This window comes from Skermanella aerolata KACC 11604 (genome assembly GCF_000936425.1).
Lineage (GTDB): Bacteria > Pseudomonadota > Alphaproteobacteria > Azospirillales > Azospirillaceae > Skermanella > Skermanella aerolata.
In genome coordinates, this window is sequence record NZ_AVFK01000044.1 from 36,027 (window position 1) to 51,608 (window position 15,582).

At 62.6% G+C, this 15,582-nt stretch carries 15 protein-coding genes; 11 read left to right on the top strand and 4 right to left on the bottom strand.

The annotated features are described in order from the left end of the window. The first annotated feature begins 17 nt into the window (after positions 1–17). Genes fdhF through N826_RS32060 form a run of 3 tightly spaced genes read left to right on the top strand, consistent with a single transcriptional unit; the run spans position 18 to position 3,915 of the window. Positions 18–2,870 (top strand): formate dehydrogenase subunit alpha, encoded by a 2,853-nt coding sequence (fdhF, locus tag N826_RS32050; protein ID WP_044435778.1) that lies wholly within the window; start codon positions 18–20, stop codon positions 2,868–2,870. Positions 2,871–2,872: 2 nt separating this feature from the next. After that, positions 2,873–3,664 carry a formate dehydrogenase accessory sulfurtransferase FdhD gene (gene fdhD, locus N826_RS32055; RefSeq protein WP_244619707.1) on the top strand — a complete coding sequence of 264 codons (792 nt, stop codon included), beginning with the start codon at positions 2,873–2,875 and terminating at the stop codon, positions 3,662–3,664. 14 nt (positions 3,665–3,678) lie between these two features. Further along, positions 3,679–3,915: a formate dehydrogenase subunit delta gene (locus N826_RS32060; protein WP_044435780.1), complete on the top strand. Its 237-nt coding sequence runs from the start codon at positions 3,679–3,681 to the stop codon at positions 3,913–3,915. Positions 3,916–4,014: 99 nt separating this feature from the next. Here the strand turns inward: N826_RS32060 and N826_RS32065 are convergent, their stop codons facing one another. Further along, a complete protein-coding gene (locus N826_RS32065; RefSeq protein ID WP_044435782.1) occupies positions 4,015–4,587 on the bottom strand; it encodes a DUF6036 family nucleotidyltransferase in 573 nt (190 codons plus the stop codon). After that, positions 4,557–4,886 (bottom strand): hypothetical protein, encoded by a 330-nt coding sequence (locus tag N826_RS43570; protein WP_147041059.1) that lies wholly within the window; start codon positions 4,884–4,886, stop codon positions 4,557–4,559. Before N826_RS43570 ends, N826_RS32065 begins: the two co-directional genes overlap by 31 nt. Before the next feature lie 423 nt (positions 4,887–5,309). On the opposite strand from N826_RS43570, the gene N826_RS32075 reads away from it, so the two are divergent. The 3 genes from N826_RS32075 (at position 5,310) to N826_RS42180 (ending at position 7,680) form a co-directional block, all read left to right on the top strand. Next, on the top strand, positions 5,310–5,663 hold the full coding sequence (locus N826_RS32075) for a helix-turn-helix domain-containing protein (protein WP_052832426.1): 354 nt from the start codon (positions 5,310–5,312) through the stop codon (positions 5,661–5,663). A gap of 93 nt (positions 5,664–5,756) precedes the next feature. Continuing rightward, positions 5,757–6,023, top strand: a complete 267-nt coding sequence (locus tag N826_RS32080) for a type II toxin-antitoxin system ParD family antitoxin (RefSeq protein WP_044435785.1) — start codon at positions 5,757–5,759, stop codon at positions 6,021–6,023. Between the two features lie 379 nt (positions 6,024–6,402). After that, on the top strand, positions 6,403–7,680 hold the full coding sequence (locus tag N826_RS42180; protein ID WP_211099437.1) for a hypothetical protein: 1,278 nt from the start codon (positions 6,403–6,405) through the stop codon (positions 7,678–7,680). Positions 7,681–7,959: 279 nt separating this feature from the next. Here N826_RS42180 and N826_RS32085 read toward each other — a convergent pair whose 3' ends face one another. Beyond that, on the bottom strand, positions 7,960–8,340 hold the full coding sequence (locus N826_RS32085) for a hypothetical protein (protein ID WP_052832428.1): 381 nt from the start codon (positions 8,338–8,340) through the stop codon (positions 7,960–7,962). Here N826_RS32085 and N826_RS32090 point away from each other — a divergent pair. Genes N826_RS32090 through N826_RS32105 form a run of 4 tightly spaced genes read left to right on the top strand, consistent with a single transcriptional unit; the run spans position 8,333 to position 12,871 of the window. Next, the gene (locus N826_RS32090) at positions 8,333–9,379 is read left to right on the top strand and encodes a putative B6 ABC transporter substrate-binding protein (RefSeq protein ID WP_044435787.1); all 1,047 of its coding nucleotides are present in this window, start codon (positions 8,333–8,335) and stop codon (positions 9,377–9,379) included. The genes N826_RS32085 and N826_RS32090 overlap by 8 nt on opposite strands. Then, positions 9,376–10,899, top strand: coding sequence for a putative B6 ABC transporter ATP-binding protein (locus N826_RS32095; protein WP_044435789.1), 1,524 nt, complete (start codon positions 9,376–9,378; stop codon positions 10,897–10,899). The genes N826_RS32090 and N826_RS32095 overlap by 4 nt, the downstream gene beginning before the upstream one ends. Continuing rightward, a complete protein-coding gene (locus tag N826_RS32100; protein WP_044435791.1) occupies positions 10,896–11,924 on the top strand; it encodes a putative B6 ABC transporter permease subunit 2 in 1,029 nt (342 codons plus the stop codon). The genes N826_RS32095 and N826_RS32100 overlap by 4 nt, the downstream gene beginning before the upstream one ends. Further along, positions 11,915–12,871: a putative B6 ABC transporter permease subunit 1 gene (locus tag N826_RS32105; RefSeq protein ID WP_044435793.1), complete on the top strand. Its 957-nt coding sequence runs from the start codon at positions 11,915–11,917 to the stop codon at positions 12,869–12,871. The genes N826_RS32100 and N826_RS32105 overlap by 10 nt, the downstream gene beginning before the upstream one ends. 67 nt (positions 12,872–12,938) lie before the next feature. On the opposite strand, the gene oxlT is transcribed toward N826_RS32105, so the two are convergent. Beyond that, a complete protein-coding gene (oxlT, locus tag N826_RS32110; RefSeq protein ID WP_044435795.1) occupies positions 12,939–14,249 on the bottom strand; it encodes an oxalate/formate MFS antiporter in 1,311 nt (436 codons plus the stop codon). A gap of 398 nt (positions 14,250–14,647) precedes the next feature. Here oxlT and N826_RS32115 point away from each other — a divergent pair, with 398 nt between their 5' ends. Continuing rightward, positions 14,648–15,349: a CBS domain-containing protein gene (locus N826_RS32115; protein WP_044435797.1), complete on the top strand. Its 702-nt coding sequence runs from the start codon at positions 14,648–14,650 to the stop codon at positions 15,347–15,349. The last annotated feature ends 233 nt before the right edge of the window (positions 15,350–15,582 follow it).

Sequence of the window (15,582 nt, forward strand, 5' to 3'; positions counted from 1 at the left end):
TGCGGAGATCCACAGACATGGCGTCGATCAAGCAAATGGACTACGGCACGCCGGAGCGCGTGTCGGACACTCAAGTCACCCTCGACATCGACGGCCGCGTCGTCATGGTGCCGGCCGGCACCTCGATCATGCGGGCAGCGGCCGAAGCCGGCATCAATGTCCCCAAGCTGTGCGCCACCGACAGCATTGAAGCCTTCGGCTCCTGCCGCCTGTGCATGGTCGAGGTCGAGGGGCGGAAGGGCACGCCGGCCTCCTGCACCACGCCCGTCATGCCCGGCATGAAGGTGAAGACCCAGACGTCGCGGCTGGAGAAGCTACGGCGCGGCGTGATGGAGCTTTACATCTCCGACCACCCGCTGGACTGCCTGACCTGCCCGACCAACGGCGACTGCGAGCTTCAGGACATGGCCGGGGTGGTCGGGTTGCGGCAGGTCCGCTACGGATTTGACGGCGCCAACCACCTGAAGGCGGAAAAGGACGAGAGCAACCCGTACTTCACCTTCGACCCCAGCAAATGCATCGCCTGCTCCCGCTGCGTCCGGGCCTGCGCCGAGACGCAGGGTACCTTCGCGCTGACCATTGCGGGTCGGGGCTTCGACAGCATCGTATCCGCCGGCGCTGAAGAGTCTTTCATGGACAGCGAGTGCGTGTCGTGCGGTGCCTGTGTCCAGGCCTGCCCGACCGCAACGCTGATGGAAAAGTCGGTGATCGAGCACGGTATGCCGGAACACGCCGTCCAGACCACCTGCGCCTATTGCGGCGTCGGCTGCTCGTTCCGCGCCGAGATGCAGGGCGACACGGTCGTCCGCATGGTGCCGGACAAGGAAGGCGGCGCCAACGAGGGGCATTCCTGCGTCAAGGGGCGCTTCGCCTGGGGCTACGCCACGCACCAGGACCGCATCTACAAGCCGATGATCCGGGAAAGGATCACCGATCCGTGGCGCGAAGTGTCGTGGGAAGACGCGATCGGCTACGCCGCCCAGCGGCTGCGCGCGGTGCAGGCGAAATACGGCAACGGCTCGATCGGCGGCATCACCTCGTCCCGTTGCACCAACGAGGAAGTCTTCGTCGTCCAGAAGATGGTCCGGGCCGCTTTCGGCAATAACAACGTCGATACTTGCGCCCGCGTTTGCCATTCCCCGACCGGCTACGGGCTGAAGCAGACCTTCGGCACCTCCGCCGGCACCCAGGACTTCGCCAGCGTCGACGATACCGACGTGATGCTGCTGATCGGCGCCAACCCGACCGACGGGCATCCCGTCTTCGGATCGCGGATGAAGAAGCGACTGCGCCAGGGCGCCAAGCTGATCGTGATGGACCCGCGCCGGATCGACCTGGTGAAAAGCCCACACGTCAAGGCCGCCCATCACCTGCAATTGCGCCCTGGCGCCAACGTCGCCGCCGTCAATGCCCTTGCCCATGTCATCGTGACCGAAGGGCTGGTCGATGAGGCCTTCGTCGCCGAGCGGTGCGACCCGGTCGAGTTCGACCGCTGGCGCGCCTTTATCGCCGAGCCGCGCAACAGCCCGGAAGTGACCGAACCGCTCACCGGCATCCCGGCGTCGGAGATGCGAGCCGCAGCGCGGCTCTACGCCACTGGCGGCAATGGCGCGATCTATTACGGCCTGGGCGTCACCGAGCACAGCCAGGGCTCGACCATGGTCATGGGCATGGCGAACCTTGCGATGGCGACCGGCAACATCGGGCGGCGGGGAGTCGGCGTCAACCCGCTGCGCGGCCAGAACAACGTGCAGGGTTCGTGCGACATGGGGTCGTTCCCGCACGAGCTTTCCGGCTATCGGCACGTGTCCGACGACGCGGTCCGCAGCGTGTTCGAGGAAGTCTGGCAGGCGGCCCTGGACCCGGAACCGGGCCTGCGCATCCCCAACATGTTCGACGCGGCGACGCACGGCACCTTCAAGGGCCTGTTCGTCCAGGGCGAGGACATCGCGCAGTCCGACCCCAATACCCACCATGTCACGTCGGCGCTGGAAGCGATGGAATGCGTCATCGTCCAGGACCTGTTCCTGAACGAGACGGCGACCTTCGCCCATATCTTCTTCCCCGGCACCTCGTTCCTGGAGAAGGACGGCACCTTCACCAACGCCGAACGCCGGATTAACCGGGTGCGGCAGGTGATGGCGCCGAAGACCGGCAAGGCGGAATGGCAGGTGATCTGCGATCTGGTCACCGCCATGGGCTACCCGATGCACTACGACAATGCCTCGCAGATCATGGACGAGATCGCCCGGCTGACCCCGACCTTCCGGGGCGTCAGCTTCGAGAAGCTGGACCGGCTGGGTAGCGTGCAGTGGCCGTGCAACGACGCGGCACCGGAGGGGACACCGCTGATGCATGTCGATGGCTTCATCCGGGGCAAGGGCCGCTTCATGATAACGGAGTTCGTGCCGACCGAGGAACGCACCTCCCGCTACTTCCCGCTGATCCTGACGACCGGCCGCATTCTGAGCCACTACAATGTCGGCGCGCAGACGCGGCGGACCGCCAACGTGGCGTGGCACCCGGAGGATATCCTGGAGGTCCATCCCCACGATGCGGAGGAACGGGGCTTACGCGACGGCGATCTGGTGTCGCTGGCCAGCCGCGTCGGCGGCACGACCCTGCGGGCGAAGATTTCCGACCGGATGCCGCAGGGTGTCGTCTACACGACTTTCCACCATCCCGTGACCGGGGCCAATGTGGTGACGACCGAGCATTCGGACTGGGCGACCAACTGCCCGGAATACAAGGTGACCGCCGTGCAGGTGACCCGCAGCAACCAGCCGTCGGACTGGCAGGTCCAGTACGAGAGCGACGGCATCCAGCGCCGGCAGATCGCGCCGGCTTCTCCCCCGCAGGCGGCGGAATAAGCATGATGGCCTCGGTTCTCTGTTCTACGGTCGCGACCGGGACTGGCTTCGCTGCCGGTATCCGGCGGATCGACCCGGTCATGTGGCAGGTTCCGGAGGAGGTGCCGGTGGCCCTCCTCTACAATGGCCGGTCGCATGCCGTGATGATGGCGACGCCTGCCGATCTGGAAGACTTCGCGGTCGGCTTCACCCTGGGCGAGGAGATCCTGGACGCCTTCACGGATATCGAAGGCGTTGCGGTGGAGCCGCAGTCCGGCGGCATTGCCGTCGATATGGCGGTGGACAAGATGCTGATGGCGCGGCGGGCGCTGCGCAAACGGTCGATGGAAGGCCGCTCCGGCTGCGGGCTGTGCGGGGCGGAGAGCCTGGAAGGCGTGGTCCGGAAACCGCGCCCGGTGCGGGCCGGGTTCGTGCCGAACCCGGCGGCGGTGCAGGCGGCGTTTGCGGAGTTGCCGGCGTTCCAGGCGATGAACCGGGCGAACCGCTCGGTCCATGCCGCCGCGTGGTGCGACGCGGAGGGAAATATCCTGCTGGCCCGCGAGGATGTCGGACGGCACAACGCGCTGGACAAGATGATCGGCGCGGTGATCCGGGGCGGGCTGTCGCCATCAGACGGCTTCGCGATCATGACCAGCCGGTGCAGCTTCGAACTGGTGCAGAAGGCGGCCGCCGTCGGCGTCCCGCTACTGGCGACGATGTCGGCGCCGACATCGCTGGCCCTGGACCTGGCGCGGCAGGCCGGCATGACGCTGGGCGCGATGTCTCGCGCCGAGAGCATCGTGTTGTTTCACTGAGGGGCACCATAATCATGAAATCGACCGACATGATCCGCATGGCGAACCAGATCGCCACCTACTTCAAGTCGTACCCGCACGATGAAGCGGTTGCCGAGACGGCCGGCCACATCAAGAGCTTCTGGGACCCGCGCATGCGCGACGCGCTCTACGCCCATGTCGGCAGCGGCGGCAGCGGCCTGGACGATCTGGTGCGGGAGGCGGTGGCGGTGCTGAAGCGCGGTTCGGCCGAAGGACAGGCTATTCGGTAGGATGGCTTCGACATGGAATGCGTCAACTTTCCTGCATCGGCAGAACATGAACGAAGCGCCCGAGGCCCGTCCATGATGGTCGCAGGTCTCAAACATCCATCATTTCAATGTGTTGAGGAATGCCATCGCAGCATTGTGAACATGAGGGCTGGGAAGGGTATCGGCAAGCAACTGCTTGACCACAGCAATATCAAGCGGCTTCGCTTGATGACAGGCACGAATGAAATCTTTGTCTTTCTCGCGCAGCGGATGGAGTTTTGACACGATCAAGTCGTTCGTTGCAGGCGCTATGGCACTCACCATTCGGCCGTAGCTATGAACCGCCCTGCTCACAGCGCGTTCTCGCCATCCAGGAGGCAGGCGCGCGGTCGTCTCATCTACGCCATCGATATAGAAACCATGTGCGGTGTGAAAATCTGACAGATACCCGAACAACACACTGATTTCCTCGGACGCTTCGGCGTCAGGGTGCATTGCCTCCCATTCTCTGGCATTGCAGGGATAGGCGTCAATCTCGACCGAAGTTCGCATAAGTGCAGGGGCATCGGGCCAGCCGACGAGGATTGCCTGACTCCCGATGATTATCGTCGTGTCGGTATTGAAATACTCGCAGAGCGCCCGGACAGCGCGATCAAGATCCGCTACCGTGCGGATAACAGTGCTTTCCGCCACATGCGCCTCCGTATGGCTTCATCGCCAATTCTCAGCCGCTCTACATGTGGAAATGGTGAACTGAGGCGTAGGCGGGTCGCATCTTGTGAGCGGGAACCAATAAGCCGGCAAATGTGATCGGGTGGTTGCGACAGCAGCGAGTCCCATTCGCCGACGAAGGTCCTTCGCTCCGGCTCCTCCTGCCACTGCGCCACTACCTTGCGTGCATCCTCGATCAGGCTGGCATCACGCGCAAGCCGCCGCACTACCAAGCGGTGATACATCAGCTTCAGCCGGTCGTTGACGATCTCGCGGTGCATAGCGGCCTCCTATCCTAAATTAGGTCGAAGGCGGATTTTACGCAAGAATGCGTGAGCGCGGATAACGCCGCAACATGTCGTGCAACTGTGTCGGCAAGACGACGCGGTTGGGGTGCAAGGCGTCACCTCCCCCGCGTCGGTAGAACCATGAACGACATCCCGGCCCCGATCAGCACCAGCGCTCCGGCGACGATTTCCTGATAGGCCAGCGGTCAAGTAATGGGCAGAGCTGGAGTGGGCGCGTTTTCCTGACGCGCGATCAACCGCCCTGATTCTTGGAGTCAAAAGCCCCGCCGCTGCAAAGCGCCCCGGATTTCTTGGCGTTCTGGCTGCCGCCCGTATATCCCTTCGGTCGGCTGTCGTCTTTACGTGAAGGCCCGATAAGACCGAAGCGTTTGGTAAGCCGACACGAGAGGAGGACTTATGCCGCGTTCTTTCCTTGAGGACATCGAAAACGCCCGCCCGGAAAATCCGGAAAGGCTTGCAAGCACGACCGAGGAGGAAATCCAGCGGCAGATTGCCGAGGATGGCGGATTCGACATTGGAGAAATCGACCCAGTTCGACTGACTGCGCGTCGATCATACCCGGACCCGCGTCAACTCCGTCACCAACTGAACATGACCCAGGAAGAGTTTGCACGCGCATTTGGTTTGAACATCTGGACGTTGCGAGATTGGGAGCAGCACAAGGCGGAACCGGAAGGTCCAGCCCGGACACTGCTCCGCGTCATCGCGCAGAATCCCGAGGTCGTCCGCCGCGCTGTGGACGCCACGTAAAAACGGGCATGCTTGTCGATAGTCCCTCTGACTCCACCCTCTTCCGGTAGGAATTTTTCTTACTTGGTGGCACCGTATCGTGCGGAGGATGATATGGCTAATGTGGAAAAATTGAGTATCGCGCTGACGCCCGAGATGGCGGGCATGGTCAAGCAGGCCGTTCGCAGCGGGGAGTATGCATCCAGCAGCGAAGTCATTCGGGACGCGCTCCGCTTATGGCGCGACCACCAGCAGGCCCGCGCCCAAGAAATCGAAACCTTGCGCCGCGCATGGAACGAAGGTATCGCCAGCGGCCCCTCGACCCGCACCGTTGCGGAGATCATGGCCGAGGGCCGCGCCCGACTGGAGAAGCAGGGCTGACCGCCTCTCATCATGGCCCTGCACCGATAAAGCGCTCGCGCGAACGCCGACTTGCTGGAAATTTGGCAATTCATCGCCGTTCGGTCATTACCCCTCTGCACTATGTGGTGCATCTGAACTGCCAGGATGACGTGCTTGGGGCGGGGAATAGCGAGAAGCTCTGCGTTCAAGAGAAGGAGATACCATCGAGCAAGCGAGCCGATCAAATATTCACTCTGTCCCCATTCTTTCCACAGTTTGGATTATGCGGCTTGAGGAAAGCTGGAATTAGCCTCCTAACTTATCTGAACTGGAAGCCGCTAACATAAAATTTATCATTTGTTTTATCCAGTTTTGTCTAATATAATGTCGAAACAACCTATCATGAGCACGTGACCAAATGCGCAACCACAACTCATCCGATGATTTCCTTTTTCATGAAGGCGCTTGGTTCGCGACTTCATCTGAATGGAGAAAAAAACTACTCCAGGAAATAGAAAAAATAGATGGAAACGAACTGCTTAATTCATCAACAAGTGATCTTGCGACATACTATGCCACGAAATTTTCCCTATCAGTTCCAGTGCTTTATGCCGATGATATTACGGTAAATCAGAAAGAAGTACAAATTGACGTCTCTAATGATAAAGGCCGATATTTTTCCCACAATTCAGGACCATATTATATAGCTGGAACATGTATTGAAGTTGAAGTTCCATTCTCAGGCGATGCAATTAGCTTCAAAATTCAACCGACTACTCAAAACTACAACAATCCAAGAGCGTCGATTGGTGATTCTACGCTTCATTTTTCAATTTCCGGCGTGAACTTAACTTCTGAGTACGTAAAATCAGGGATTGAGAAAAAAATTGCCTCCATTAATGAACATCTTCAATGGCTTGAACGTGATGCTAAAGACTACAACAAAGGTTTGATAAATGTAGCGACACAAGCAATTGAGCAGAGAAAGCAGAAACTTCTAAAAGATCAAAATCTAGTGGCCGGCCTTGGCTTCAAAATGAAGGCACGCTCTAGTTCAAGTGAAACTTACTCTGCGCCGAAAGTCCGTCGTACAATAAAAACCGAGATCCCTAAGCCAGTAGGCTCACGTCAGCCATTCAAGCCGGAACCAACGCTTCTAACAGCGGATTATGAACATATTCTTTCAGTGCTAGAAAATATGGTCAGGGTTATGGAGCAAAGCCCTGGAGCCTTTCAGAAAATTGACGAAGAAAGCCTCAGAACACATTTTCTTGTTCAACTGAATGGACATTTTATGGGAGATGCCACCGGGGAAACCTTCAACTTTGAGGGGAAAACAGATATTTCAATTAAGGTTGATGGTAAAAATATTTTTATTGGTGAGTGCAAATTCTGGACCGGCGAAAAAGGCTATTTGGAGACTATAGACCAAGTTCTGTCATATTTAAGCTGGAGGGACACGAAAGCGGCTATTCTGGTCTTCAACCGAAATAAAGACTTTAGCGGCGTTGTTGAAAAAATCTTTGAATTTACTAAGAAGCACACGAGATTCAAAAATTTGATTAAACAATATTCGGAGACCAGTTGTAGCTATCTTTTCGCCCACAAAGACGATTCTAATCGAGAGGTTGTAATTACGGTTCAAGCCTATAATGTTTCTGAACGGGTTGGACCCCGTCTTAGGACGACAGATTAGAAAATAAGATCAAAGAACCGGACTCAGCCCTGTCTGCAATGTGATATAGGTAAAGTGAACCCTTTGAATGAGTCAGTAAAATAGGTGTCTGGCTCCGGTTTATTGTTAGAGCCTCCTACGCTCTGACGTTGTGTATCACTTCTTTGCCGGTCGCGGATTAAAGATCTTTAGGGGAGCGCTGTCCCCCTAAAATGCCGTATGCTTCACTCTGCTAGAATGATGATACCGCCCCACTGCTCCATGGGTGGCAAGCGGTAGCTGGGTGGATTCGTGTCGTCGTCACCGGCAAGCCAGGCGCCCTTCGGCCACGGCCTCGCACGTAACCCCGCCCCCGCCAGCCCCCGCCAAGTCAAGCTGATACCGCGTCTCCCACGCCCTCCCCTCAATCCCGCACCATACCGCCTCGACCGGCATCCGCTCACCCGCGACGTTCCGGATAAAGACCGTTCCGGTCGCCGGATCGGACACGAAGTCGATGCGCACCGCGCCGCCGGGAGCGGCGACGCCGAGGTCTGCCGAGAACCAATGGGCGAGTTGGGCCGCGCAGGCGATGGGGTGGTCGGTGCGGTTCTTGACTTCGACGGCATTCTGAGTGAAAGCAACCTCGTCCGCCAAGGCAGGGCCGAACAGGAACAGCGCGAACAGAGGTATCATGAACATTCCCGGTATCCGTCTCCTGGCCCTTTGTTTCGTTCTGGCCGTCCCGGCCGTGGTTGGCAAGGCGCAAGGGGCCGAGGTCAAGAGCATCGCCATCCTGGTGCCGGAACAGGCCACCGATTTCGGCTGGAACCAGCAGGGCGTCGACTCCGCCAAGGCTGCCGCAACCCAGACCGGCGTTGCGGTCACTGTCGCCCAGGGCCTCGGCTATGGCGATGTGCGGCCGACGCTGCGCGAACTGGCGGAGGACGGGGTCGGGCTGATGATCGCCCATGCCAGCGGCTACAACACCGCGGCTCCCGAGATCGCGGAGGAGTTGAAGGTTCCCGTCGCCATCGTGGACCGGCCCGACAGCCTGAAGCCGGGCCTCGTCGCGGACTATACGTTGAGCGGGCACGAGGGCGCTTATCTGGCCGGGCGCATGGCCGCCAAGGTCAGCCGCACCGGGACAGTCGGCATCGTCGTGTCGGGCGAGCCGCCGTCGTGGAACGCGCAAAGCTCCGGGTTCGCCCAGGGTGTCCGGGCGGAGAAGCCGGGAATGAAGATCGTCTATGCGGTGATCGGGCCTGCGGCCTATAGCGATGCGGCGGGCGGCCAGCGGGTGACGGCTTCGGTGATCGCGGCCGGGGCGGATGTCATCTTCGGGCAGGGCAACGGGTCCAGCTTCGGCATGCTCCAGGCGGTCGAGACGACCAAGGCGGTCGATGGCGGCAAGGTGCTGTTCATCGACGTGATCGGCGACAAGACGCCGGTCGATAAGGGGTTCCTGCTGACATCGGTGCTGTGGGACCTCACCCCCGTCTATGCCGCGATGATCGAGGATTTGCGCGGCGGCAGCTTCGGGACGAAGCACTACAAGATCCAGCTTGCCGACGATTCGCTCCGGCTGCTGCGGACGAAGAACGTGCCGGAGGATGTCTGGGCCTCGGTCATGAAGATCCGGGACGACGTGATCGCCGGCAGGATCAAAGTCGATGCGACCTTCGACGCGGCGGCGGTGCGGGCGCTGATGAGCGATACCGGCGGGGCCGTTCCGCGTTGAAGGCTCCGCCGGCTGGCCCGCTGATCGGGCTGAGGGGCATCACGAAGCGGTTTCCCGGCGTCGTCGCCAACGATCATGTCGATCTCGATATCCATGCCGGCGAAGTCCACGTCCTGCTCGGCGAGAATGGCGCCGGCAAATCGACGCTGATCGGCATGCTGGCGGGGCTGGTCCAGCCGGACGAGGGGGAAATCCGGGTCGAGGGCGAGCCGGTGCGGATCTCCTCGCCCAAGCGGGCGCTTCGGCTTGGCATCGGCGCGGTGTTTCAGCACGGCATGCTGGCGCCGACGCTGACGGTGGCGGAGAACCTGTCGCTGGGGACCGCGTGGTGGAAGCCCTGGGCGGCGGGGGCGGTCGAGCGCGGGTTCGACGCGCTGTGCGCCGGTTTTGGGGTGCGGATCGCGCCCGGCGCCGTGGTCGGGGACTTGTCGCTGGGCGAGCGGCAGCAGGTCGAGATCTTCCGCGCCCTGCTGCGCGGCAGCCGCGTGCTGGTGCTGGACGAGGCGACGTCGATGCTGACGCCGCAGGGTGTCGCCGAACTGGGCGGGCTGATGCGCGAGCTGGCGCGGCGGTCGATGGCCGTCGTGCTGATCACGCATAAACTGGGGGAGGCGTTGGAGTTCGGCGACCGCATCACCGTCCTTCGTCACGGGCGCAAGGTAGCGGAACTGGGGCCGGATCGGCTTCGGGACGAGGACTCGGAGACGCTTCGGGAGCAGGTGATCCACGCCATGTTCGACGGAACGGGCGGCGGCGGCGGGCCGATTGCCCGTGGCGGTGTTCGCGGGCGGGCGGTGCTGGCCGTTGATGGGCTGGTGGTGGAAGGGGGTTCCGCCGTCAGTTTCGAGGTCGATGCTGGCGAAGTGCTGGGGATCGCTGGCATTGACGGCAACGGACAGAAGCAGCTTGCCGAGACGCTGGCCGGACAGCGGCGGGCGCTGGGGGGTGACGTGCTGCTCGACGGGCAGCCGATAACAGGGCTGGATGTCGGGGCACGCCGGCGGCTGGGGCTGCGCTACGTCACCGACGACCGGCTGGGAGAGGGGACGGTGGCCGGCTTCCCGGTCTCCCTCAACCTGCTGCTGAAGGAGATCGGCGGCGCGCCGTTCTGGAAGTGGGGGATCGAACAGCCGGACCCAATCCGCCGGCACGCGCGCGACCTGATCGAGGCTTTCGACGTGCGCGCGCCGGGTCCGGATACTCCCGTCGGCAAGCTGTCGGGCGGGAACATCCAGAAGGTGCTGCTGGCGCGCGAGCTGTCCGGTGGAGCCCGCGCGGTGATCCACAGCAAGCCGACCCATGGCCTGGACGTGCGGAACACCGCGTCCACCCGTCGGCGCATCCGCGAAGCGGCAGGGGCCGGGGTGGCGACGGTCCTGATCTCGACCGATCTGGACGAAATCCTCGAACTGGCCGACCGGGTCGCGGTGATGTCGGACGGCCGCATCGTCGGGATCGTCGCCAACGACGGCGACGCCCGGTCGCGGATCGCGCGGCTGATGGCGGGGGACAGCGCATGAGGGCCGTGGCAGGGGGCGTGGCGTTGGCCGTCGTTCCGGTGCTGGCGGCGCTGGTGCTGTCGGGGGCAGTCCTCTGGCTGCTGGGGACTGACCCGCTGGAATACTACGCCTATGTGGCGCGCCGGGGATTGCTGACGCCGTCAGGGTTGCAGGCGACGGTGACGCGGATGGCGCCGCTGCTGCTGGTCGCGGCCGGGCTGATCCTGGCGTTCCGGACCGGGCTGTGGAATTTGGGTTCGGACGGGCAGTTCATGCTGGGCGCCACGGCGGCGGCTGTTGTCGCTCCGCCGCTGGCGGAGGTGTTGCCGGGCTGGGCGGCGTTGGGGGCGGGCGCGTTGGCCGCGATGGTCGCGGCGGCGCTTTGGTCGTTGCTGCCGGCGCTGTTGAAGGCACGGCATGGCATCAACGAGATCGTCACGACGCTGATGATGTCGTTCCTCGGGCTGTCGCTCGCCAATGCGCTGGTCAAGCTGGTGTTTCTCGATCCGGGGACCACCGTGCCGCAGACCAGGACGCTCGCCGTCGCCGACCGGCTGCCGGCTCTGCCGGGGACCATCGTCAGCGGCGGGGTGCTGATCGGCCTGGCGGCCATCGTCGCGGTCCATCTGGCGATGACGCGGACTTCCTTCGGCCTCAAGCTGCGCGTCGTCGGGGCCAGCCCGCGCGCCGCGATCCACGCGGGGCTGCCGGTGCCGCTGCTGACGGTGGCGGTGTTCGCGCTTTCGGCGGGATTGATCGGACTGGCCGGTGCGGTCGAGGTGATGGGCGTGCTCGGCAATGTCCGGGCGGACTGGAATCCGGCCTATGGGCTTTCCGTCATTCCGCTGGTCTTCCTGGCGCGGTTGAACGGCTTTGCCGCCATCGTCTACGTGCTGCTGTTCTCGGCGCTTCAGATCGGGGCGGAAAGTGCGGCGCGGCGGCTGGGCGTACCGGCCTATTTCACGCTGGTACTGGTCGCCAACCTGCTGATCGTGCTGGCCGTGGTCGAATACGTGGCACAGCGGAGGCGTCCGGCATGGACATGATCCTGTCCGCCGCCTTCCTGACGTCGCTGGTCGCCGGGATGGTGGTGTCGGGCGTTCCCCTGCTGCTGGCGGGGCTGGGCGAGCAGATTTCCGAGAAGGCCGGCGTGCTCAACATTGGGATCGAGGGGATGATGCTGGCCGGCGCCTATGCCGGTTTCCTCGGCGCCTATCAGACCGGGTCGCTCTGGGTCGGTTTCCTGTATGGGATCGGCGCGGGGATGGCGGTGGCGTCTGTCATGGCGGTGCTGTGCGTCCGGCTCGGGCTGAACCAGATCGTCATCGGCATCGGCCTGACCCTGGGGGCGGAGGGGCTGACTGCCCTGCTCCACCATGTCAGGTTCAGCCGCTCCTATCCCAGGTTGCCGGGCGTCGAGACGCTGCCGCTGCCGGGGCTGGCGGAACTGCCCATCGTCGGCTCCGCCCTGTTCGACCGGCACCCCATCGTCTACCTGGCGGTCGCGTCGGCGGTGGTGCTGTCGGTGCTGTACCGGAGGACGCATCTCGGACTGACGCTGCGGGCGGCGGGCGACAAGCCGGCGGCGCTCGACGCCGCCGGGGGCGATGTCATCCGGACGCGGGTTGCGGCTGTCCTGTGTACCGGAGCCTTTGCTGGCCTCGGCGGGGCCTTCATGGCAGAGGTCGGGGCGGGGCTGTTCGTCCCGTTCATGACGGGAGGCGCCGGGTTCATCGCGATCGTGCTGGCGATGCTCGCCCGGGGCCGGCCGTTGTGGGTGCTGGCGGGAGCGGCTTTGTTCGGCGCCTGCCTGTCGATGACGACGGCGCTTCAGGTCGCAGGCTTCGACGTGCCGACCGACGTGATCCAGATGCTGCCGTTCGCCGCCGTCATGGCTGTCTTGATCGTCTTCGGGCGCGGCGCCAGCCTGCCGGCGGCGCTGGGGTCGGCTTATGTCCGGGGCGGCCGGGGGTCGGACGGGGAACGGTCGTAAAAAATGCCGGCCCCCGAGGGAGCCGGCTTCCAGTTAGTACCCATCCACACGGGTATTGGGGTGTAGCCTATTCCGCCAAAGTGACCGCCGGACGCGGCGGCATGGCTGTCTCCGCCGAATTGGCTTCCATGAGCCGGGAGCGCATGGGCTTGAGGACGAGCAATGCCATGACGGCGGCCAGTGCGTTGACGGCCGAGGCGAGGACGAAGACCATGTCCCAGCTTCCGGTGGCGTCCGCGATCACGCTGCTGATCGGGACCAGCAAGGCCGCGGTGCCCTTGGCGGTGTAGAGCAGGCCGGCGTTGGAGGCCGCGTATTTCGAGCCGAAGGTGTCGCCGCAGGTGGCGGGGAACAGGCTGAAGATCTCACCCCAGGCGAAGAAGACCATGCCGGTCAGGAAGACGAACGCCATCGGGTTGTGGCCCCACTTGGCGAGCGCCAGGATGCCGACCGCTTCCATCGCGAAGGCGATGAACATCGTGTTCTCGCGGCCGATATGGTCGGATACCCAGCCGAAGAAGGGACGCGTCACGCCGTTCAGGATGCGGTCGATGGTCAGCGCGAAGGTCAGCGCCGGGAGAGTGATGCCGATCAGCGAGATCGGGGTGTTGGCAAGGCCGTAGTCCTTGGCGATCGGGCCGATCTGGGCGGTCGCCATCAGGCCGCCGGCGGCGACGACCGTGAACATGAAGTACATGACCCAGAAGACGGGGGTCTTCGCCATCTCGACCGGCGAGTAGTCGCGGCGCGACATGCCGACCTTCGGCATGGCCTGGGGCAATTGGCCGGCCTTGGGAGCCCGCAGCAGGAACGCCAGCAGGAAGACCGAACCGCCCTGGATCAGGCCGAAGAACATGAAGGTCTGTTCGTAGCCCGAGGACGCGATCATGTTGGCGATCGGGATGATGGTGATGGCCGAACCCGCGCCGAAACCGGCGGCGGTCAGGCCGGCGGCGAGGCCGCGGCGGTCGGGGAACCACTTCAGCGCATTGCCGACGCAGGTGCCGTAGACGGCGCCCGCCCCGATGCCGCCGATGGCCGCCGCGACATAGAGCATGGCGAGGCTGTCCACGACGGAATTCATCATCCACGAGATGCCGCAGAGGATGCCGCCAACGACGGTCACGATGCAGGGACCGAACCTGTCGACGCACCAGCCCTCGATCGGGACCAGCCACGTCTCGGTGACGATGAAGATGGAGAATGCGACCTGGATGCCGGTGAGGCCCCAGCCGTGCTTGGCGTCCATCGGGCTAACGAAAAGCGTCCAGCCATATTGTAGATTGGCGACCATCGCCATGCAGATGATGCCGACGACCAATTGAAGCCAACGGCCGCCGGGTGGACCTTTAACTACTGTTGCCTGTTGTGCGAGCATTTCGACTCCCTTGTCCTTTACCGACTTTGTGCGTTGTCTTGCCGCGTCTTGCCATGTTGCCGACAGAAACTCTTCGGAACTTTGATCCGGCTAACGAAGGGCCGGTCTGGGCTTGAAGCAGGGCTGGTATACGGTATTCAGAACTATTGATACCAAATACCTTCTGAGAGGCTGGCGCAAGGGAATTGAAGCGTTGAAAGGTCAAATTCATTTCGCTTTGCGAAAAAAGGCATCGCAGTTTGGAAACATTCCTGGAAACGAATGAAAAATCTGCCGAAGCGCTTTGTGATGCTGGCTGAGCAATTAACCACTTCAAGGGCAGCTGGTAGTTGGTATATTGTATGCCACACCGCAGTTTAAGACGGTGCGTAAGCTCTTGAAAACACACGGAGGAAGCCATGAAGGCCGGCGATATCATGACCCGCAACGTCATCACGATCGACGCCGACAGTACGGTGGCGCAGGCGGCTCAGCGCATGCTCGACCACCGGATCAGCGGCATGCCGGTGGTGGACGACAGTGGACGGGTGATCGGGATCATCAGCGAAGGCGACCTGCTGCACCGGGCCGAAACCGGCACCGAACGGCGCAAGTCGTGGTGGCTCGGGCTGGTGGCGGGTTCCTCGTCCCAGGCGGAGAACTTCACGCGTGAGCACGGCCGCACCGTGCGCGACGTAATGAGCGCCACCGTCATCAGCGTCGACGAGAACACCGACCTCAACGAGGTCGTCCACATGATGGAGGGGAAGCGGATCAAGCGCGTGCCCGTCCTGAGCAACCGTCAGGTGGTCGGCATCATCAGCCGCGCGAACCTGATGCGCGTCCTGGCGACCATGGAACCCGCCGCCGCTGCTCCGGCCGCCGACGACCGCACGATCCGGGACCGGGTGCTTCAGGCCTACAAGGGGCAGAGCTGGGCGCCCGACTTCGGCGAGAACGTCGTCGTCAAGGACGGCGTCGTCCATCTCTGGGGCTCCGTGCGGACCGAGTCACAGCGTCAGGCCCTGCTGGTGGGGGCTAGGAACGTAGCGGGCGTGCGCGAGGTGGTGGACCACATAGACGTCGTCAGCCCCGTCGCGGAAGGCTTCGTCGGCTGGTGACGTAAGCCGACTCGCCAAGGTTGGGGAACGCGGAAAGGCCGCCCGGATGGGCGGCCTTATCTGTGTCTTCGATCGTCGAGAACAGGTTTTGTGACGGAGATCATGTGTCTTCGACGCAGGCTTACTGCTGCGCACGGCGCTCGGAAAAGAGATGATCGATTTACCTATCGGTAAACGATGAGATCAAGCCGATCGAGCGATTAGTAAGGCTTAGCTTCACGTGTTGCCACGCT